Here is a 19,875-nt window from a genome sequence, read left to right on the forward strand (position 1 = left end):
GTAGAAAACGAATTTGCCGACTATTCTAACGACCTCGACTAGAGAGAAAAATGAGCAAAATGTGCAAAGACTTTTGCTTATACGACAATAATCCAGCTACCAGCTTACCCGGACTACCGCACCACCTTCCGTCGCATTGTCCACCGTCACCGTCATGTTGTGCAGCGTGGCGATACGTTTCACAATCGACAGCCCCAGACCGCTGCCGGTCTCTTCCTGCCCCGGCGGGCGGTAAAAGCGTTCACCGAGACGCGGCAGCGCCTGAGGCGCAATGCCCGGTCCGTTATCGCGCACGGTAAAGCAGCGCTGCTCCAGCGTGACGTCAATCCTGCTACCGCGCGGGCTGTAACGCACTGCGTTATCCAGCAGGTTACGCACCAGCAGGCTGAGCAGCAGCGGTTGTCCGGGGCGCGTCACCTCCGGCGCATCAATGGCAAGGTGGATCGCAATGCCTGCCCGATGCGCCAGGGCATCAATATCCATCACCGCCGATTGCAGAAGATCCGCCAGGGCGATCTGTTCGACATCGTTCAGGTTATCGAGCGAGTCGAGGCGCGAAAGGGTAAGCAGCTGATCCACCAGCCGTGTCGCACGGTCGATACCGGTATGCAGCTGGCTCAGCGCACGCCGTTGACCTTCAGCGTCATCCCATGAGAGCTGTGCCACTTCAGCCTGAACCTTGAGTGCGGCAAGAGGGGTACGCAGCTCGTGAGCCGCGTCGGAGGTAAAGCGCCGCTCGCGAGCCATCATCTGCTGGGTACGGGCAAACAGGCTGTTTAACGCATCCAGCAGAGGCCGTACCTCCGACGGAATAGCATGAGTAGAAAGCATATCGGTGGTATCCGGCGCACGCTGGTTTAGCGTCCGGGCCAGGTTTTTCAGCGGACGCAGTTCACGGCTGAGCAGTAGCACCAGGCAGAGCAGCATCAGCGGCAGCGCCACCAGCCAGGGGGTAAGCTGGGAGGTGACAATATCCATGGCCATCTCTTCGCGATACTCCCACTCCTGGCCTACCACGATGCGGTACTCCCCGTCAGGAGCTGTGAGCCAGAGAAGACGCCAGGCATCGTTATCATCTTTGAGCTGCCCATTACTAAAGCCGTCCCGGCGATAGTGATAGGGGATCTCCTGGCCGTTTTCGCCATCGTGCAGCAGCAGTTTGCCGTCGCGGGAGTAGATGGCAAAAGCCAGCGCGTCATCATCGAGATGACCGTGCCGGACCTTATCCGGCGTGCGAACCTGACGCAGCGGGGCAGGGATATTATCGAGATCCATCGCCAGCAGACGTTTGGCAAAGAGCATCTGCTGGGTATCGAAGAGCTTATCCAGCTTGTGGGTGGTCTGCTGCCACGCGGCCACGCTTGCGGCCAGCCAGGCGGCAAGTGCGAGCAGGCAAAAAAGCAGGGTGAGCCTAACCCGCAGGCTCAGGCGTTGCGTCAGCTTCATACGTTGTCCAGGGTATAACCAATGCCGTGCACGGTGCGGATAAACTCTGCGCCCAGCTTGCGACGCAGGTGATGGATATGCACCTCAACGGCGTTGCTCGATACCTCGTCATCCCAGCTGTAGAGCTTCTCCTCTATCGCTTTGCGCGGCAGCACGCGCCCGGCGTTGCGCATCAGCAGCTCCAGCAGGGCAAACTCTTTCGGCTTGAGGATCAGCGTCTCACCCTCAACGAGCGCCACCAGACGGGTGGGATCGAGCGTGACCTTGCCGTGGCGCAGCTCGCTGTGGGTTTGCCCATGGCTGCGGCGGATCAGCGCTTCAAGCCGCGCCGCAACCTCAATCAAGGCGAAGGGCTTACAGAGATAGTCATCCGCGCCGAGGCGTAAACCCTCGATGCGCTGGTTTAAGGCATCACGTGCGGTCAGGATCAGCACCGGTTCGCTGCGGCCCGCCTGACGCCAGTCGCGGAGGATGGCCAGTCCGTCGATCTCTGGCAGCGTCAGGTCGAGGATCACCGCATCGTAGGGGGCGCTATAGAGCGCCTCTCTCCCTACGCTGCCGGTGGTAAACCAGTCAACGGTGAAGCCCATTTTACCCAGCCCGGCTTTGATACCGTCACCTATCAGCTTGTCATCTTCCACCAGTAAAATTCGCATCTGCCTCTCCTTGCCGTTGCCCGCTTGTAAGCAGTAAACCTCCTGTAACACGCGGCTGTACAGTAAAAAAATTTAAATTTTCCGCTTAAGAACTCGTTAAGATCTACCCTGTTTAATGGAGCATGACACGAGACAAAAAGGAGATACACGATGAAAAAATTAGCTACTATTGCCGCCATCGCCATGATGGCCTCCGCCCCTGTTTTCGCCGCCGAGGGTGGCTTCAGCGGGCCATCCGCCACGCAACCCCAGACGCAAAGCCAGACTCAGCAGGGCGGCTTCGTGGATAAAAACGCCACCCCGACAACCGCAGTAAAAGCTAAAGATCTGAAAGATGACAGCTGGGTGACGCTGCGGGGTAACATCACCGAGCGCCTCTCTGACGATCGCTACGTCTTCCGCGATGCCAGCGGTACGGTAAACGTAGAAATCGATCAAAAACGCTGGAACGGCCAGAACGTGACGCCGCAGGATCAGGTTGAAATTCAGGGTAAAGTTGACAAGGACTGGAACGAGTTTGAGATCGAAGTGAAGCAAATCACTAAGCTCGCCAAGTAATTCCCTGAAGGGCCGGTTATCCGGCCTTTTTCTTGTGACTCAGGAGGGCAGATAAGGTAAAATCTGCGGCAATATTGCCCCTGAATAATTGGGTGCAAACGCTGAGGAATCACACGTAATGAGCGATATGGCAGAGCGCCTCGCGCTACATGAATTCACTGAAAACGCCTACCTGAACTACTCCATGTACGTCATCATGGACCGTGCGCTGCCGTTTATCGGCGACGGCCTGAAGCCGGTGCAGCGGCGTATCGTGTACGCCATGTCTGAACTGGGCCTCAATGCCAGCGCGAAGTTTAAAAAATCTGCCCGTACCGTGGGCGACGTGCTGGGTAAATACCATCCCCACGGCGATAGCGCCTGCTATGAAGCGATGGTGCTGATGGCCCAACCGTTCTCCTACCGCTATCCGCTGGTTGACGGCCAGGGTAACTGGGGCGCACCGGACGATCCGAAATCCTTCGCGGCGATGCGTTACACCGAGTCGCGCCTCTCCAAATATGCCGAGCTGCTGCTGGGCGAGCTGGGGCAGGGTACGGTTGAGTGGGTGCCTAACTTTGACGGCACGATGCAGGAGCCGAAGATGCTGCCTGCCCGCCTGCCAAACATTCTGCTGAACGGTACCACCGGCATCGCCGTTGGCATGGCGACGGACATTCCGCCGCACAACCTGCGCGAAGTGGCGCAGGCGGCAATCGCCCTCATCGACCAGCCGAAGACCACCCTCGATCAGCTGCTGGATATCGTTCAGGGGCCGGACTACCCGACCGAGGCGGAGATCATCACCTCCCGGGCAGAGATCCGCAAAATTTATCAGAACGGCCGCGGCTCCGTGCGCATGCGCGCGGTGTGGAAAAAAGAGGATGGCGCGGTGGTGATCACCGCCCTGCCGCACCAGGTCTCCGGAGCGCGCGTGCTGGAGCAGATTGCGGCCCAGATGCGCAATAAAAAGCTGCCGATGGTGGACGATCTGCGTGATGAGTCCGATCACGAGAACCCGACCCGTCTGGTGGTGGTGCCGCGCTCCAACCGGGTGGATATGGATCAGGTGATGAACCACCTGTTTGCCACCACCGATCTGGAGAAGAGCTACCGCATCAACCTGAACATGATCGGCCTCGACGGCCGTCCGGCGGTGAAAAACCTGCTGGAGATCCTCACCGAGTGGCTGGCGTTCCGCCGCGATACCGTGCGCCGCCGCCTGAACCATCGCCTGGAGAAGGTGCTCAGGCGCCTGCACATCCTTGAAGGCTTGCTGGTGGCGTTCCTCAACATCGACGAGGTGATTGAGATCATTCGCGGTGAAGATGAACCCAAGCCGGTGCTGATGTCGCGCTTTGGCATCAGTGAAACCCAGGCCGAAGCGATCCTCGAGCTGAAGCTGCGCCACCTTGCGAAGCTGGAAGAGATGAAGATCCGCGGCGAGCAGAGCGAGCTGGAAAAAGAGCGCGACCGTTTGCAGAGCACCCTCGCTTCAGAACGCAAGATGAGCACCCTGCTGAAGAAAGAGTTGCGGGCCGATGCCGATGCGTTCGGCGACGATCGCCGTTCACCGCTGCATGAGCGTGAAGAGGCGAAGGCGATGAGCGAGCATGACATGCTGCCATCCGAGCCGGTGACTATCGTGCTGTCGCAGATGGGCTGGGTACGCAGCGCCAAAGGTCATGATATCGATGCCCAGGGCCTGAGCTACAAGGCGGGCGACAGCTGGAAAGCGTCGGCGAAAGGCAAAACCAACCAGCCGGTGGTCTTTATTGACACTACCGGGCGCAGCTACGCCGTCGATCCGCTGACGCTGCCGTCGGCGCGCGGGCAGGGCGAACCGGTGACCGGCAAACTGACGCTGCCGCCGGGTGCCACCGTTGAGCATATGGTGATGGCCGGTGAGGAGCAGAAGCTGCTGATGGCCTCCGATGCAGGCTACGGCTTCGTCTGTACCTTCAACGATCTGATTGCCCGCAACCGTGCCGGTAAGGCGCTCATTACGTTGCCGGAAAACGCGCACGTGCTGCCGCCGCTGGAGATTGTAGATGACAGCGATATGCTGCTGGCGATTACCGCTGCCGGACGCATGCTGATGTTCCCAATTAGCGATCTGCCGCAGCTGTCGAAAGGTAAAGGGAATAAGATCATCAGTATTCCAGCAGCCGAAGCGGCTAAGGGAGAGGATAGCCTGGCGCACCTCTTTATTCTGCCGCCGCAGAGCACGCTGACCCTGCACTCTGGCAAGCGCAAAATCAAAATGCGCCCGGAAGAGTTGCAGAAAGTTCACGGCGAGCGTGGCCGTCGTGGGACGCTGATGCGCGGACTCCAGCGGATCGACAAGGTCGAGATCGACTCGCCGCGTCGGGCAACGGCTGGCGATAGCGAAGAGTAATCCCTGTGTGCTTCTCCCCCTTCCAGCTGAAGGGGGAGCTACCCATAAAATTTCCCGTAAAGTCATTGTTAAATCGCAGGTTACGATTGACAATACCTTTTTTCACGGACCCGATGGAACAAAGCCGTGCACCGTCAGCCGCTACACTATACTGGGCGGGTGTCCGGGTTTTCGAGGTAGCTATGCTATTCATTTTACGCGTAATCATTGTTGTAATTTACAGCATCCTGGTCTGTATCTTTGGCTGTATCTACTGCCTGTTTAGCCCACGGAATCCAAAGCACGTCGCCACCTTTGGCCATCTTTTTGGCCGTCTGGCTCCGGTCATGGGCATCAAAGTAGAGCTGCGCCTGCCGCCTGATGCGGCGACGTATGGCAATGCGATCTACATCGGCAACCATCAGAACAACTACGATATGGTCACCGCAGCCAGCATTGTGCAGCCGCGCACCGTTACCGTTGGCAAGAAAAGCCTGCTGTGGATCCCGTTCTTTGGCCAGCTCTACTGGCTGACCGGTAACCTGCTGATTGACCGCGATAACCGCGCCAAAGCGCACGGGACTATCGCTCAGGTGGTCAAGCATATCCAGAAGCGCAACATCTCTATCTGGATGTTCCCGGAAGGCACCCGCAGCCGCGGGCGTGGGCTGCTGCCGTTTAAAACCGGCGCGTTCCATGCGGCCATTGCGGCTGGCGTGCCCATTATCCCGGTATGTGTTTCCAACACCTCTAACAAAATTAACCTTAACCGTCTGAATAACGGCCTGGTGATTGTCGAGATGCTGCCGCCGGTGGACACCAGCCAGTTTGGTAAAGAACAGGTACGCGAACTGGCTACCCACTGCCGGACGCTGATGGCGGAGAAGATCGCCGAGCTTGATAGCGAAGTTGCCGCCCGCGAAGCCGCTGACAAGCGATAAGGGTAGCCGTACTTTTATACGCGCTTTAGTCCGTTTTACAGGGAGCAAGATATGTCACTCAGTCGGCGTCAGTTTATCCAGGCCTCCGGCGCTGCGCTTTGTGTAGGCGCGGTTCCGCTGCAGGCTAACGCCGCCGGGCAGCAGCAGCCGTTGCCCGTGCCGCCGCTCGTTGAATCCCGCCGTGGGCAGCCGCTGTTTTTAACCCTGCAGCGGGCGCACTGGTCCTTTACGCCAGGCACGCGTGCCCAGGTGTGGGGCATCAATGGCCGCTATCTGGGACCGACCATCCGCGTCTGGAGCGGCGACGACGTGAAGATGATCTACAGCAACCGGCTGCAAGAGAACGTCGCCATGACCATCAGCGGCCTGCAGGTTCCCGGCCCGCTAATCGGCGGTGCGGCGCGCATGATGTCTCCCAGCGCCGACTGGGCACCAGTGCTGCCGATCCGCCAGAGTGCGGCGACGCTCTGGTATCACGCCAACACGCCAAACCGCACCGCCGAGCAGGTCTATAACGGGCTGGCGGGCATGTGGCTGATTGAGGATGAGGTGAGTAAATCTCTGCCGATCCCCAACCACTACGGCGTGGATGACTTTCCCATTATTATTCAGGACAAGCGGCTGGATAACTTCGGCACGCCGGAGTACAGCGAGCCTGGCAGCGGCGGCTTCGTTGGCGATACGCTGCTGGTCAACGGCGCGCAGAGTCCCTATGTCGAGGTGTCACGCGGCTGGGTGCGTCTGCGCCTGCTGAATGCCTCTAACGCCCGCCGCTATCAATTGCAGATGAGCGATGGCCGGGCGCTGCACGTTATCTCCGGCGACCAGGGCTTTTTACCCGCGCCGGTGTCGGTGAAGCAGCTCTCGCTGGCCCCCGGCGAACGACGGGAAATCCTCGTCAATATGACCGACGGCGACGAGGTGTCGATCACCTGCGGCGAGGCGGCGGGGATTGTTGATCGCATCCGCGGCTTCTTTGAACCGTCGAGCATCCTGATCTCCACCCTGGTGCTGACGTTACGCCCTACCGGGCTGCTGCCGCTGGTGACCGATACGCTGCCGCTGCGGCTGCTGCCGACGGATTTGATGAGCGGCGCGGCGGTGCGCAGCCGTGATATCGCCCTCGGCGACGATCCAGGTATCAACGGTCAGCTGTGGGATATCAAGCGCATCGATATTACCGCCCAGCAGGGTACCTGGGAGCGCTGGACGGTGCGCGCCGACACGCCGCAGTCGTTCCATATTGAGGGCGTCAGCTTCCTGATCCGCAACGTCAACGGCGCAATGCCGTTCCCGGAGGATCGGGGCATGAAGGATACCGTCTGGGTGGATGGGCAGGTTGAGCTGCTGGTCTACTACGGGCAGCCCTCCTGGCCGCACTTCCCGTTCCAGTTCTTTAGCCAGACGCTGGAGATGTCGGATCGGGGATCCATCGGCCAACTGCTGGTCAACCCGGCACCGTAAATCGCCGGGTGGCGGCTTTGCCTTACCCGGCCTACGCAATATGTATGCCGGGTAAATATCCCGTACAAAATTCCTTCATTCTCCACACGGTTCAAGCGTATAATCGCCGCCCTTTGACGATCTTTTTTTTACCACCCCGGAAGCATTATGAGCGCTATCTCCCTGATCCAGCCGGATCGCGACCTCTTCTCATGGCCGCAGTATTGGGCTGCCTGTTTCGGCCCCGCGCCGTTTTTGCCTATGTCACGTGAAGAGATGGATCAGCTTGGCTGGGACAGCTGCGACATCATCCTGGTTACCGGAGATGCCTATGTGGATCATCCGAGCTTTGGCATGGCGATCTGCGGACGCATGCTGGAGGCGCAGGGCTTCCGCGTCGGCATCATTGCCCAGCCGGACTGGAACAGCAAAGAGGACTTTATGCGCCTCGGCAAGCCAAACCTGTTCTTCGGCGTAACCGCGGGCAATATGGACTCGATGATCAACCGCTACACCGCCGATCGCAAGCTGCGTCACGACGATGCTTACACGCCAGATAACGTGGCGGGCAAGCGCCCGGACCGTGCGACGCTGGCCTATACCCAGCGCTGTAAAGAGGCGTGGAGAGATGTGCCGGTGATCCTGGGCGGCATTGAGGCGAGCCTGCGCCGCACCGCCCACTACGACTACTGGTCTGATACCGTACGTCGTTCGGTGCTGGTGGATTCCAAAGCCGATATGCTGATCTTCGGCAACGGCGAACGTCCGCTGGTTGAGGTGGCCCATCGTCTGTCGCAGGGCGAGCCGGTGGCCAGCATCCGTGACGTACGCAATACCGCGATTATGGTTAAAGAGGCGCTGCCGGGCTGGAGCGGGGTAGATTCCCGCATCATCGATATGCCGGGCAAAATTGACCCGATCCCCCATCCCTACGGAGACGATCTACCGTGCGCGGACAACAAACCTGTTGAACCCAGGAAAGCCGAAGCGAAAGCCGTCGTCATTCAGCCGCCGCGTCCGAAGCCGTGGGAGAAGATCTACGTTCTGCTGCCCTCTTATGAGAAGGTGAAAGCCGACAAGGTGCTCTATGCCCACGCGTCGCGCATCCTGCACCATGAGACTAACCCGGGCTGCGCGCGGGCGCTGATGCAGAAGCATGGCGACCGCTACATCTGGATCAACCCGCCGGCGATCCCGCTCTCTACCGAAGAGATGGACAGCGTCTTTGCGCTGCCCTACAAGCGCGTGCCGCATCCGGCCTACGGCAACAGCCGCATTCCGGCCTACGAGATGATCCGCTTCTCGGTTAACATAATGCGCGGTTGCTTTGGCGGCTGCTCCTTCTGCTCGATCACCGAGCATGAAGGGCGGATTATCCAGAGCCGCTCCGAAGAGTCGATCATTAACGAGATCGAAGCGATTCGTGACACCGTGCCCGGCTTTACCGGCGTGATCTCCGATCTGGGTGGCCCGACGGCCAACATGTATATGCTGCGCTGCAAGTCGCCGCGTGCGGAGCAGACCTGCCGCCGCCTGTCGTGCGTCTACCCGGATATCTGCCCGCATATGGATACCAACCACGAGCCGACAATCAACCTCTACCGCCGCGCCCGCGATCTGAAGGGGATCAAGAAGATCCTTATCGCATCCGGGGTACGCTACGACATTGCCGTTGAGGATCCGCGCTACATCAAAGAGCTGGCGACCCATCACGTGGGTGGCTACCTGAAGATCGCCCCGGAGCATACCGAGGAAGGTCCGCTGTCGAAGATGATGAAGCCGGGAATGGGCAGCTACGACCGCTTCAAAGAACTTTTTGATACTTACTCAAAGCAGGCCGGCAAAGAGCAGTATCTGATCCCGTACTTCATCTCTGCCCATCCGGGAACGCGGGATGAAGATATGGTGAACATGGCTCTGTGGCTCAAAAAACACCGCTTCCGCCTCGATCAGGTGCAGAACTTCTATCCGTCGCCTCTCGCTAACTCGACGACCATGTACTACACCGGGAAGAACCCGCTTGGCAAGATTGGCTATAAGAGCGAGAACGTCGTGGTGCCGAAGGGTGATAAACAGCGCCGACTGCATAAGGCGCTGCTGCGCTATCACGATCCGAAAAACTGGCCGCTGATCCGTCAGGCGCTGGTAGATATGGGTAAGAAGCACCTGATCGGTAGCCGTCGCGACTGCCTGGTGCCTTCACCAACGCTGGACGAGATGCGTGAGGCAAAGCGTCAGAATCGCCATACCCGCCCGGCGCTCACCAAGCACACACCTATTGTCCACCAGCGTCAGACGCCGGCAGGCAATAAAGTGCGCAGCAAGGCAGGTGCGAAGGGTTAATACAGCCCAATCATTTTCCACCAGGCGAGTCCGACGCTAATAAAGACCGCCTGGTTGAAAAGGCTGACCAAAAACCCTGTGCGCCACCAGACCCCGGTAGGTACGTAGCCCGCACCGAACAGGATCGGACCACGAGCATGGGTGTACTGAGTCAGGGAGCAGTAGAGGCTGCTGGTAAACGCCAGCATTAGCGCGCAGGGCGCAGCAGGGATCCCCAGATGCAGCCCGACGCCGAGAAACACCGCGTAAAGGGCGGCTATCTGCGCATTGCCGCTGGCAAAAAAGTAGTGGGTATAGAAGTAGGCCGCGTTCAGCAGCAGTAAAACCACGACCCAGCTGGTACCGTGCAGCGAGCTGGCGAGACTGTCGCCAATCAGGTTGCCAAACCAGGTGGTAAACCCGAGCTTTTTCAGCTGGTTGGCCATCATCAGCAGCGCCGCAAACCAGATCAGCGTATCCCACGCCCCCTTTTCGCTCTTTACATCCTCCCAGCTCAGCACGCCGGAGAGCAGCAGGACAGAGAGGCCCACAAACGACGCCGTCGTTGGGTCAACGCCGAGCGTATCGCCGAAAATCCACAGCACCAGCAAAACCACCACCGTGCCGAGCATCAGCCACTCGCCGCGTGACATGCTACCCATCTGCGCCAGCTCCTGACGGGCCAGCGCTGGCGCATCCGGCGTATGGCGGATCTCCGGGCGGGTGAGCCAGTAGACCAGCAGCGGGACGATCAGCAGCGATACCAGGCAGGGCAGTAGGGCCGCCATAAACCAGCTGCCCCATGTCAGGGTCACGCCAGCGTTAGCGGCGAGCTTCACCGCCAGCAGGTTACCGGTGTAGCCGGTCATAAACAGCGCGGCGGTGACGTCGTTAACGTTGCCTATGCAGGTAATGAGAAAGGTGCCGATTTTACTGCGTGATTCGTCATCCGGGCGAGAGTCAAAGCTGCGTGCCAGCGAGTCAGCAATGGGATAGATCACGCCCCCACAGCGGGCGGTATTGCTGGGCATCGCCGGAGAGAGGATCAGATCGGCAAATGCCAGCCCGTAGGCCAGCCCGAGGGTGCGTTTACCCAGCAGGCGGATCATCTGCAGGGCGATCCGCCGCCCGAGACTGGTTTTGATGAAGCCGCGGGCGATCATAAAAGCAACGACGATCAGCCAGATCAGCGAGCTGTTCAGTTCGCTCAGCGCCGTGGTAATGGCCCCGCTGGCGGTGGTATCCCCGGCGGCGTAGGCCAGTGCAAAGACGGTGATGCCGATAATGCCTACCGCGCCAATCGGCAGCACCTTCGCCACAATAGCGGCGATGGTGGCCACAAAAATAATGGCCGAACGCCATGCCGCCACGCTCAGACCGGAAGGGGGAATCAGTTGCCAGAGAGCCGCCGCAGCGGCAACGATGATGATGAGTGGGAGCCATCGGACGCCCGAGGATTTTGTTTCCGCCACTGCCATGTCCTTATTCATCGTGCGGATGAAATATTAGTAAGAAATGGATTCTACGAATAATCAATGGGTTATATCAGGTCTATGCTGCGCCCGGGCGCGTAAAAAATACACCTAATAATGAAGTGGAATTGTTGCAGAATGTTTCTTTTTCAGGGAATAAGGCAAAAAAAACCCGGCGCATGGGCCGGGTTGGGGATTAAAGAGGTGCTTAGCCGCCAAACTGGTCCGGATCCGGGCCGAGGCGCTTGCTCTTATCAAGCTTCGCGATCTCGCTCAGCTCGTCTTTATCTAGGCGGAAATCCCACACCTTAAAGTTTTCCGCAATACGTGCCGGGGTGACCGATTTCGGGATCACCACCAGGCCCTGATCCAGATGCCAGCGGATCACGATCTGCGCCGGGGTTTTACCGTACTTGTCCGCCAGTTCGCGAATGATCTTCTGGTCGAAGACCCCTTCGCCGCCCTGGGCTAGCGGACTCCAGGACTCGGTCTGGATCTTATGGGTGGCGTTCCAGGCATGAAGCTGACGCTGCTGCAACAGCGGGTGCAGCTCAATCTGGTTGATCACCGGCGTCACGCCAGTTTCATCGATCAGACGCTGCAGGTGGCTAATCTGAAAGTTACAGACGCCGATGCTCTTCACCAGCCCCTGCTCCTGAAGCTTGATCATTCCTTTCCAGGCTTCAACATAATGATCGATAGCCGGAACCGGCCAGTGCATCAGGTAGAGATCAACATGATCGAGTTTCAGCTTGTCGAGGCTCGTCTGCAACGCTTCCTCAGGGCGGGTCTGATCATCATTCCACAGCTTCGTGGTGATAAACAGATCGCTACGCGGGATCCCCGCGCTTTCGATAGCCTTGCCGACGCCCTCTTCATTTTTGTAGGCCGCGGCGGTATCAATCGAGCGATAGCCCACCTCCAGCGCCTTATGAATGGCGGAGACGACCTCCTCGTTGCCCGCTTTCCATACGCCGAGGCCCAGTTGCGGCATTACGTTGCCGTCCTGAAGCTTAATCACGGTTGGATTTGCCATGCATTCCTCCTTATATGAATTCCACCCGGGCTGGCCCAGGTGGAGTTGAGTGACTTAAGTCTGGACGAAAAGCCCAAAAACGAAAGTCACAGAAGAAAAAACCTTTAGCGCGCGGCTTCATAGATGCGACGGCTAACGTCGAGGGTAATATCCTGATGTTCGCCTAATTGGGTCATACCGTGTTCGTTCAGCTTCTCAAGCAGGGCAGGGATGGAGCTGCCATCGAGGCCGTAGCCGGAGAGGCGGGTCGGGACACCCATCTGCTCAAAGAAATTGCGCGTAGCTGCGATGGCGGCGTCGATACGCTCATCGTCGCTGCCTTCGGTGATGTTCCAGACGCGCTCGGCATACTGCAGCAGCTTGCCGCGTTTGGCGTCGCGTTTTTCATTCCACAGCGCGGGCAGTACGACCGCCAGCGTCTGGGCATGATCCAGACCGTGCATCGCCGTCAGCTCGTGGCCCAGCATATGGGTGGCCCAGTCCTGCGGCACGCCTGCGCCAATCAGGCCATTAAGTGCCTGGGTTGCCGCCCACATCACGTTGGCACGCACGTTGTAGTTTTCCGGCTCCTGTAGCGCCTTCGGGCCATCTTCGATCAGCGTCAGCAGAATGCCTTCCGCGAAGCGATCCTGAATTTTGCCATCGACCGGGTAGGTCACGTACTGCTCAACGGTATGGACAAAGGCGTCAACCACGCCGTTCGCTACCTGGCGCGGCGGCAGGGTGTAGGTGTAGACCGGGTCGAGAATAGCAAATACCGGCTGGACGAACGGAGAGTGGAACGCCTGCTTATCACCGGTGGTTTTACGGGAAACAACCGCGCCCTTGTTAGACTCGGAGCCGGTGGCCGGCAGGGTCAGCACGGAGCCCATCGGGATCGCGCTTTTGATTTCGCTGCCGCGGGTTTGCAGAATGTGCCACGGATCGATGCCATCAGCATAGTGCGCAGCGGCGGCGATAAATTTCGTGCCGTCCAGCACCGAACCGCCGCCCACTGCCAGCAGGAAGGTGATCTTCTCTTCGCGGGCGATAGCCACGGCCTTCATCAGGGTTTCGTAAGAGGGGTTCGGCTCAATACCGCCAAATTCCAGCACGTCGAGGCCGTTGAGTGCGCTATAGACCTGATCCAGCACGCCGGTTTTTTTGACGCTGCCGCCGCCGTAGGTGATCAGCACGCGTGCGCCTGCCGGGATCTGATCGCGCAGATCGGCGATAGCGTTCTTACCAAACAGGATGCGGGTGGGGGTATGCAGATTAAAGTTATTCATGACGCTTTCCCTTGTATCGGTGAAAAGACAAACGGCAACGGGCTGCCTGCTGGGGACTATTGTGGTCTCCGCGCCCGGTGCTCTCAATGCATATTCCTGCCGATCTCTTGCCCATTCCTCTCGCATGCTGGAGAAAACGCAAAAAAAGCGTACACTGGGCATAGCTCTATATCGCCCTGGAGAAGTTAGAAAATGAACCGCGAAGCCATCTGCCGCCAGCTGACGCAGCAGATTAAGCAGCTGAAAGATAATGAAAACAGGCTTAGCGCGCTGCTGCCCGACGTACGCCTGCTCTACGGCACCCAGCCCGGGACACGTACGCCGGTGATGTATCAGCCTGGCATCGTGATCCTCTTTTCCGGGCATAAAATTGGTTATATCAACGATCGCGTTTTTCGCTACGACACCAATGAGTATCTGCTGCTCACCGTGCCGCTGCCCTTTGAGTGTGAGACCTTCGCCACGCCAGAGGTGCCGCTGGCGGGGATCCGCCTGAACGTTGATATTTTGCAGCTGCAGGAGCTGCTGATGGACATTGGCGAGGATGAGCACTTCCAACCCGCCATGGCGGCAAGCGGCATCAATTCGGCCACGCTGTCGGGGGAGATCCTCTGCGCCATTGAGCGGCTGCTGGACGTGATGGCGCGACCGCTGGATGCGCGGATTTTGGGTAAGCAGATCGTGCGCGAAATCCTTTACCACGTGCTGACCGGGCCGTGTGGCGGAGCGCTCTTAGCGCTGGTCAGTCGCCAGACCCACTTCAGCCTCATCAGCCGGGTGCTGAAACGTATCGAGAGCCAGTACACCGAGAACCTGAGCGTGGACCAGCTGGCCGCCGAAGCTAATATGAGCGTGTCGGCGTTTCACCATAACTTTAAATCGGTGACCAGCACCTCGCCGCTGCAGTATCTGAAGACCTATCGCCTGCACCGGGCGCGAATGCTGATGATCCACGACGGCATGAAGGCCAGCGCGGCGGCGATACGCGTCGGCTACGAAAGCCCTTCGCAGTTTAGCCGTGAGTTTAAACGCTACTTTGGCGTAACGCCGGGAGAGGATGCGGCACGGATTAGGGGAGTATAAATTTATGTGGGCCGGATAAGCGCAGCGCCATCCGGCATTTACCATAGCGAAGAGATCAGGCGTTGCAGTACTTCTTCTTAATCACCACTACCAGCGTACCCAGCAGCCCGGCCACCAGCAGGAAAACCGGCAGGATCATCAGGAAGGTCATGACCTGATCCTCATGGCGCTTCACGAAGGGGATCATGCTCAGGGCATAGCCGAGACCGGTGACAACGCCCACCCACAGCAGGGCGCTCAGCCAGTTAAAGAACTGGAAGCGGCGGTTCGACAGCCCGGAGATGCCAGCCATGGTTGGTAGCAGGGTGCGCACAAAGGCAAGGAAGCGTCCGGCCAGCAGCGCCAGCAGGCCATGCTTGTCAAACATGCAGGTTGCACGCTGGTGATACTTCGCCGGCAGCTGCGCCAGCCAGCCTTTAACCACCCGCGTATTTCCGAGCCAGCGGCCCTGGATATAGCTCAGCCAGCAGCCGAGGCTGGCGGCAGTCGTCAGAATGACCAGCGCCGGGATAAAGTCCATTACGCCACGGGCGATCAGCGCCCCGGTCAGCAGCAGCAGGCTGTCACCGGGCAGGAATGAGGCAGGAAGCAGTCCGTTTTCCAAAAACAGCGTTGCAAACATAACCAGGTAAACAACGCCAACAACGTGTGGATTCGCTAACGCTGCGAAATCGTGTTGCCAGAGCGCAGCGATAATTTCTTGAATAACAGCCATGGACATTCCTGTGGAACCGCATAATTAAGGCTTATTGTACTCCCGAAATGCCCGCAGCACCTTGATCGTTAACGCAAGAAATGCAGACAATTCCACTGGTTTTGTTTAAAACTGTACCAGCCTCATACACTCTACACGATCCGCTCAAATCCTGCCGCTAAATCAGCAATCAGATCGTCAACGTTTTCTAAACCGATATGCACACGGATCAGCGTCCCGGTGAAGTCAATTTCACCTTCAGGACGGATAGCGGCAATATGTTCCGGCTGGTTAGCGAGGATCAGCGATTCAAAGCCGCCCCAGGAGTAGGCCATGCTGAACAGGCTGAAGTTGTCGAGATAGGCCGCCAGCTCGTCGTTGCTCAGGCGTTTGTTGAGCACAAAGGAAAAGAGGCCGCTGCTGCCGGTAAAGTCCCGCTTCCAGTACTCGTGGCCCTTGCTGCCGGGCAGGGCAGGGTGGTTTACCTTCGCCACCTGCGGATGCGTCGCCAGCCACTCGGCAATGGCCAGGCTGCTCTCATGGTGCTGGCGCAGGCGCACGCCCAGGGTGCGCAGGCCGCGGCTGGTCATATAGGCAGTGTCCGCATCCAGCATCTGCCCCATCAGATAGGCATTCTCACGCAGCTGGTCCCAGCAGCGGGCATTGGAGACCGCCGTGCCGACCATCGCGTCCGAGTGACCAATCAGGTACTTGGTCCCGGCCTGGATAGAAATATCGATCCCAAACTCCAGCGCCTTAAACAGAATGCCCGCCGCCCAGGTATTGTCGATCATGATGATCGCCTCCGGCGCAACGCGTCGCACCGCCTCGACAATGGCCGGGACGTCGTGCACCTCCATGGTGATGGAGCCTGGCGCCTCAAGGAACACCACTTTAGTGTTGGGCTGGATCAGGTTGGCAATGTCCGCGCCGATCAGCGGGTCGAACCAGCCGGTAGTCACGCCGAGCTTAGCCAGAATTTTGCTACAGAAGTCCTGGGTAGGCTCATAGGCGGTATTGGTCACCAGGACATGGTCGCCCTGCTCAACAAAAGCGAGGATAGTGTTAGCCACGGCGGCAGCGCCACAGGGAAAGAGCGCGCAGCCTGCGCCACCCTCCAGCTCGCACATGGCCTCCTGCAGAGAGAAGTGGGTCAGCGTCCCGCGGCGGCCATAAAATAGCTCGCCCCTGGCGCGCCCGCGCGTCGCCTGCTTCTTGGCTTCAACCGTTTCAAAGACCAGCGACGAAGCGCGCTGGATCACGCTGTTCACCGAACCCTGAGTATATTTTTTGCTGCGCCCGGCATTCACCAGCGCGGTATCAATGTGCTTCGCTGTCATCTTCACACTATCCTGATTTTATACGTCTGGATGTCCAGACTACCACGGCCCGGCAGAAATTAACCCCGTCATTTGCCAGAAATGGGGGAAATTTTTTTTGCCTTCCCGTCAGTAAACGAGGCAGTGGTAGACAGCTTTGGCGCAACATGTAATACCAAAAGCAAAGATGTGTGATACCTGTATCAGTTATTAAAAAACATAAAAGGGGAGTGAAATTTAGCAATAGGCCGCAGTAGAAAAATAGCCTTAGATTGGCGCAGGCTAATTCTGTGGGAGATTGATTGTGGCAAATAATACAAAGTTGTCGATTGCAGAAAAATTAGGATTTGGGATGGGGGATGCCGCCTGCGGCATTGTTTACTCCTCCGTGACCATGTTTTTAACCTGGTTCTATACCGATATTTACGGCCTCTCTGCGGCAGCGGTGGGGGTGATGTTTTTAGTGACTCGTATCCTCGACGCTATTACCGATCCGCTAACCGGCATTGTTGCCGATCGGGTGAAAACCCGCTGGGGGCATTTCCGCCCCTGGCTTATTTGGTTTGCCGTGCCCTATGCGGTGCTGGCCGTCATGACGTTTACGACGCCAGACTTTGGCGCATCCGGAAAACTGATCTACGCCTATATTACCTACACCCTGTTAATGCTCTGCTACACCTTTATTAATATTCCCTACTGCGCGCTGGGCGGGGTCATTACCCGCGATGAGAAGGATCGCCTGTCGGCGCAGTCTTATCGCTTTACCATCTCATCCGCTGCCGGGCTGATGGTGTCGGTCGCTACCCTGTTTCTGGTGGACTGGCTGGGCAAAGAGGATAAACAGTTTGGCTTTCAGGCCACGATGGGCATTATGGGTGCGATTGCCATTGTCATGCTGCTGTTCTGTTTTTTCTCTACCAAAGAGCGCGTCGCTCCGGTAGTAGAGACCCAGAGCAGCGTGCGGGAGGATATTCGCTGCCTGCTGGCAAACGATCAGTGGCGCATTGTGGCAATTATCACTTTCTTTTCCAGTATGGCAGGGGTAATGCGAAGCGCGGCGACGCTCTATTATGCTACCTATTTAATGATGGGCGGCGTGCAGACAGCGGCAGGAACGATGATGAAATCGGCCTTTGTCTCCACCAGCGTGGTCGGCACCATTATTGGTAGCCTCGCGGCCGGTTATTTAGCTAAACGCTATCGTGCCGTCTCGCTGTTTAAAAATATTAACCTGCTGCTGGTATTTACCGGCGTGGTGATGTTTTTTATTCCGCCCACTTGGCTGGCGGTAGTCTTCCCGCTCTATTTCCTGGTCGGCTTTTTCCATCAAATGTACCAGCCTTTTAAATGGAATATGATGGCCAATGCGGCAGACTACGGTGAATGGAAATTCGGCCACCGCATTACCGGTTTATCCTATTCGGGTAATCTTTTTGCCTTAAAAATGGGTATGGCCGTAGCGGGTGCTGCCGTCGGGTTTGCGCTGGGGTTGTTTGGCTATCAGGCGGGCGTTGCCGAGCAGACGCCGCTGGCCACCGCCGGTATTGTCGGCCTGCTGACTCTGGGGCCATCGATCTCCTATCTGATCCTCTGGTGGCTGGCGCGCTTCTACAAGCTCGATGACACCATGATGGCCACCATCCAGCGCGATCTGGCCGCCCGTGAGCAGGCTGCTCGTCCCGCAGCAAGCGACCGCCCGGTGCTGGTGGGCGACGAACTGAAAAACGCATAAGGGAGCAGCATTATGTCTCAGGATACCTATCAAAACCCGATCCTCTGCGCTGACTATTCCGATCCGGACATCGTCCGTGTTGGGGGTGACTTCTTTATGGTCTCGTCGAGCTTTAACCATATGCCTGCCCTGCCCGTGCTGCACTCAACGGATCTGGTCAGCTGGCGGATCGTCAACCATGTCTTCACCTCATTCGATCTTCCCGGCTACGATGTCATGCAGCCCGGAAAAGGGGTATGGGCACCCTCGCTGCGCTGGCATGACGATCGCCTGTGGGTCTTTTTCAGCACCCCGGACGAAGGGATTTTTATGTGCCATACCCAGGATCCGTGGGGGGAGTGGAGCAAGCCGCACTGCGTTCAGCCCGCTAAAGGCTGGATCGATCCCTGTCCCTTCTGGGATGAGGACGGTAGCGCCTGGCTGGTTCACGCCTTTGCCCATAGCCGCAGCGGCATTAAGCATAAATTACAGCTTTTTTCGATGAAGCCAGACGGTACGGCGTTACAGGGAGAGGGGCGGATTATCTATGATGGCAGCTGCGATCTCCCGACGCTGGAGGGGCCGAAGGTCTATAAGCGCAACGGCCTCTACTATATCTTCGCGCCAGCGGGCGGGGTGGAGACCGGCTGGCAGGCGGTACTGCGCGCGCCAGAGATCACCGGGCCGTGGGAGGCACGAAACGTGCTCTTTCAGGGAGGTACTGCCGTGAACGGCCCTCATCAAGGGGGATGGGTAGAGCTGAAAAACGGTGAGTGCTGGTTTGTCCATTTTCAGGATGCACACCTCTACGGCCGCATTGTTCATCTCCAGCCGATGTCATGGGGCGAGGATGGCTGGCCGCGCATAGGTGAACTTTTTGGTGAGGCAGGTGCTGGTCAGCCGGTTTTGCGCTGGCAAAAGCCCGGCGGCTTGCCTGCGGTGACGTCTTATGCGCCCCAGACCAGCGACGATTTTGCCACCGGCAGGCCGGGGCTACAGTGGCAGTGGCAGGCCAATCCTCAGAGCAATTGGCTGGTTCCGGCCCCGAACGGTCTTCAACTGCGCTGTATCCCGCTGCCCGAGTTTGCAGGTCAGCGAACGCTCTACGCCGCCCCGCAGCTGCTGCTGCAAAAGTTTCCCGCTTTTGTCTTTGCGGCTCGCACGCGCGCAACGCTCAACGCCGCCGATCCTGAGAATTTCGGCGGGCTGATTATCTATGGCGAACGCTACGCGGCGCTGGTTATCGCCCGTCATGAGGAGAGCCATCAGCTCTGCTATATCCACGGCTGGATGAGCGATACGGGCGTGATTAGCGAGCAGCGGCAGGCTCTGCACACGCTCTCTGGCGCAACCTGTGAGCTTCAGGTGAGCGTAGGGGAGGGGGGCGTCTGCCAGTTTGCCTGGCGTGAAGATAGCGGGGCGTGGCAACCGGTACAGCGCACCTTTGCCGCAGGCAAGGGAAAATGGGTAGGGGCTAAGGTCGGGATCTTTGCCGCTGCCACGGCAAATGCGCAGGATCACGGTGAATGCCGCTTTGATAATTTTGTGCTGGAGGTTCGATAGTTTTCTG

Annotated in this window: 15 protein-coding genes; 8 read left to right on the forward strand and 7 right to left on the reverse strand. The window is 58.3% G+C overall.

What is annotated here, in order from left to right; translation table 11 throughout:
- Window positions 1-96: 96 nt before the first annotated feature.
- On the reverse strand, window positions 97-1,446 hold the full coding sequence (gene qseC / locus RTM13_RS11165) for a quorum sensing histidine kinase QseC (protein ID WP_312212091.1): 1,350 nt from the start codon (window positions 1,444-1,446) through the stop codon (window positions 97-99).
- Complete coding sequence (qseB, locus tag RTM13_RS11170) at window positions 1,443-2,102, reverse strand: quorum sensing response regulator transcription factor QseB (RefSeq protein WP_312212092.1); 660 nt, start codon at window positions 2,100-2,102, stop codon at window positions 1,443-1,445. Before qseB ends, qseC begins: the two co-directional genes overlap by 4 nt.
- A 150-nt stretch (window positions 2,103-2,252) precedes the next feature.
- Here qseB and RTM13_RS11175 point away from each other — a divergent pair, with 150 nt between their 5' ends.
- From RTM13_RS11175 to RTM13_RS11195, 5 genes are all read left to right on the forward strand, one after another.
- A complete protein-coding gene (locus RTM13_RS11175; RefSeq protein ID WP_312212093.1) occupies window positions 2,253-2,660 on the forward strand; it encodes a NirD/YgiW/YdeI family stress tolerance protein in 408 nt (135 codons plus the stop codon).
- 118 nt (window positions 2,661-2,778) lie between these two features.
- A complete protein-coding gene (gene parC / locus RTM13_RS11180) occupies window positions 2,779-5,037 on the forward strand; it encodes a DNA topoisomerase IV subunit A (RefSeq protein WP_312212094.1) in 2,259 nt (752 codons plus the stop codon).
- A gap of 182 nt (window positions 5,038-5,219) precedes the next feature.
- Entirely contained in the window at window positions 5,220-5,957 is a 738-nt protein-coding gene (locus RTM13_RS11185; RefSeq protein ID WP_312212095.1) for a 1-acylglycerol-3-phosphate O-acyltransferase, read from the forward strand.
- 51 nt (window positions 5,958-6,008) lie between these two features.
- Complete coding sequence (gene ftsP, locus RTM13_RS11190; RefSeq protein ID WP_312212096.1) at window positions 6,009-7,421, forward strand: cell division protein FtsP; 1,413 nt, start codon at window positions 6,009-6,011, stop codon at window positions 7,419-7,421.
- A 147-nt stretch (window positions 7,422-7,568) separates the two neighbouring features.
- A complete protein-coding gene (locus RTM13_RS11195; protein WP_312212097.1) occupies window positions 7,569-9,743 on the forward strand; it encodes a YgiQ family radical SAM protein in 2,175 nt (724 codons plus the stop codon).
- Here RTM13_RS11195 and RTM13_RS11200 read toward each other — a convergent pair.
- The 3 genes from RTM13_RS11200 to yqhD all read right to left on the reverse strand — a co-directional run bounded on the left by RTM13_RS11200 (window position 9,740) and on the right by yqhD (window position 13,498).
- The gene (locus tag RTM13_RS11200; protein ID WP_312212098.1) at window positions 9,740-11,212 is read right to left on the reverse strand and encodes a DASS family sodium-coupled anion symporter; all 1,473 of its coding nucleotides are present in this window, start codon (window positions 11,210-11,212) and stop codon (window positions 9,740-9,742) included. The two genes, RTM13_RS11195 and RTM13_RS11200, sit on opposite strands and share 4 nt — an antisense overlap.
- 190 nt (window positions 11,213-11,402) lie before the next feature.
- A complete protein-coding gene (gene dkgA, locus RTM13_RS11205; RefSeq protein WP_312212099.1) occupies window positions 11,403-12,230 on the reverse strand; it encodes a 2,5-didehydrogluconate reductase DkgA in 828 nt (275 codons plus the stop codon).
- 104 nt (window positions 12,231-12,334) lie between these two features.
- A complete protein-coding gene (gene yqhD, locus RTM13_RS11210) occupies window positions 12,335-13,498 on the reverse strand; it encodes an alcohol dehydrogenase (RefSeq protein ID WP_312212100.1) in 1,164 nt (387 codons plus the stop codon).
- Window positions 13,499-13,690: 192 nt separating this feature from the next.
- On the opposite strand from yqhD, the gene RTM13_RS11215 reads away from it, so the two are divergent.
- Window positions 13,691-14,581 (forward strand): AraC family transcriptional regulator, encoded by an 891-nt coding sequence (locus RTM13_RS11215; protein ID WP_312212101.1) that lies wholly within the window; start codon window positions 13,691-13,693, stop codon window positions 14,579-14,581.
- 55 nt (window positions 14,582-14,636) lie between these two features.
- Here the strand turns inward: RTM13_RS11215 and yghB are convergent, their stop codons facing one another.
- Window positions 14,637-15,296 (reverse strand): DedA family general envelope maintenance protein YghB, encoded by a 660-nt coding sequence (gene yghB / locus RTM13_RS11220; protein WP_312212102.1) that lies wholly within the window; start codon window positions 15,294-15,296, stop codon window positions 14,637-14,639.
- A 131-nt stretch (window positions 15,297-15,427) separates the two neighbouring features.
- On the reverse strand, window positions 15,428-16,615 hold the full coding sequence (gene metC, locus RTM13_RS11225; RefSeq protein WP_312212103.1) for a cystathionine beta-lyase: 1,188 nt from the start codon (window positions 16,613-16,615) through the stop codon (window positions 15,428-15,430).
- Between the two features lie 331 nt (window positions 16,616-16,946).
- Here metC and RTM13_RS11230 point away from each other — a divergent pair, with 331 nt between their 5' ends.
- Together RTM13_RS11230 and RTM13_RS11235 are read left to right on the forward strand one after the other, a co-directional pair.
- Complete coding sequence (locus RTM13_RS11230; protein WP_409456036.1) at window positions 16,947-18,326, forward strand: glycoside-pentoside-hexuronide (GPH):cation symporter; 1,380 nt, start codon at window positions 16,947-16,949, stop codon at window positions 18,324-18,326.
- 12 nt (window positions 18,327-18,338) lie between these two features.
- On the forward strand, window positions 18,339-19,868 hold the full coding sequence (locus RTM13_RS11235) for a family 43 glycosylhydrolase (protein ID WP_312212105.1): 1,530 nt from the start codon (window positions 18,339-18,341) through the stop codon (window positions 19,866-19,868).
- Window positions 19,869-19,875 lie beyond the last annotated feature (7 nt).

The sequence above is a fragment of the Pseudescherichia sp. genome, assembly GCF_031979925.1.
Taxonomy (GTDB): domain Bacteria; phylum Pseudomonadota; class Gammaproteobacteria; order Enterobacterales; family Enterobacteriaceae; genus Pseudescherichia.

What these genes read in the sequence shown, in the direction of transcription:
- qseC (WP_312212091.1), bottom strand. Translation starts at nt 1,446, where the DNA reads ATGAAGCTGACGCAACGCCTGAGCCTGCGGGTTAGGCTCACCCTGCTT.
- qseB (WP_312212092.1), bottom strand. Translation starts at nt 2,102, where the DNA reads ATGCGAATTTTACTGGTGGAAGATGACAAGCTGATAGGTGACGGTATC.
- RTM13_RS11175 (WP_312212093.1), top strand. Translation starts at nt 2,253, where the DNA reads ATGAAAAAATTAGCTACTATTGCCGCCATCGCCATGATGGCCTCCGCC.
- parC (WP_312212094.1), top strand. Translation starts at nt 2,779, where the DNA reads ATGAGCGATATGGCAGAGCGCCTCGCGCTACATGAATTCACTGAAAAC.
- RTM13_RS11185 (WP_312212095.1), top strand. Translation starts at nt 5,220, where the DNA reads ATGCTATTCATTTTACGCGTAATCATTGTTGTAATTTACAGCATCCTG.
- ftsP (WP_312212096.1), top strand. Translation starts at nt 6,009, where the DNA reads ATGTCACTCAGTCGGCGTCAGTTTATCCAGGCCTCCGGCGCTGCGCTT.
- RTM13_RS11195 (WP_312212097.1), top strand. Translation starts at nt 7,569, where the DNA reads ATGAGCGCTATCTCCCTGATCCAGCCGGATCGCGACCTCTTCTCATGG.
- RTM13_RS11200 (WP_312212098.1), bottom strand. Translation starts at nt 11,212, where the DNA reads ATGAATAAGGACATGGCAGTGGCGGAAACAAAATCCTCGGGCGTCCGA.
- dkgA (WP_312212099.1), bottom strand. Translation starts at nt 12,230, where the DNA reads ATGGCAAATCCAACCGTGATTAAGCTTCAGGACGGCAACGTAATGCCG.
- yqhD (WP_312212100.1), bottom strand. Translation starts at nt 13,498, where the DNA reads ATGAATAACTTTAATCTGCATACCCCCACCCGCATCCTGTTTGGTAAG.
- RTM13_RS11215 (WP_312212101.1), top strand. Translation starts at nt 13,691, where the DNA reads ATGAACCGCGAAGCCATCTGCCGCCAGCTGACGCAGCAGATTAAGCAG.
- yghB (WP_312212102.1), bottom strand. Translation starts at nt 15,296, where the DNA reads ATGGCTGTTATTCAAGAAATTATCGCTGCGCTCTGGCAACACGATTTC.
- metC (WP_312212103.1), bottom strand. Translation starts at nt 16,615, where the DNA reads ATGACAGCGAAGCACATTGATACCGCGCTGGTGAATGCCGGGCGCAGC.
- RTM13_RS11230 (WP_409456036.1), top strand. Translation starts at nt 16,947, where the DNA reads ATGGGGGATGCCGCCTGCGGCATTGTTTACTCCTCCGTGACCATGTTT.
- RTM13_RS11235 (WP_312212105.1), top strand. Translation starts at nt 18,339, where the DNA reads ATGTCTCAGGATACCTATCAAAACCCGATCCTCTGCGCTGACTATTCC.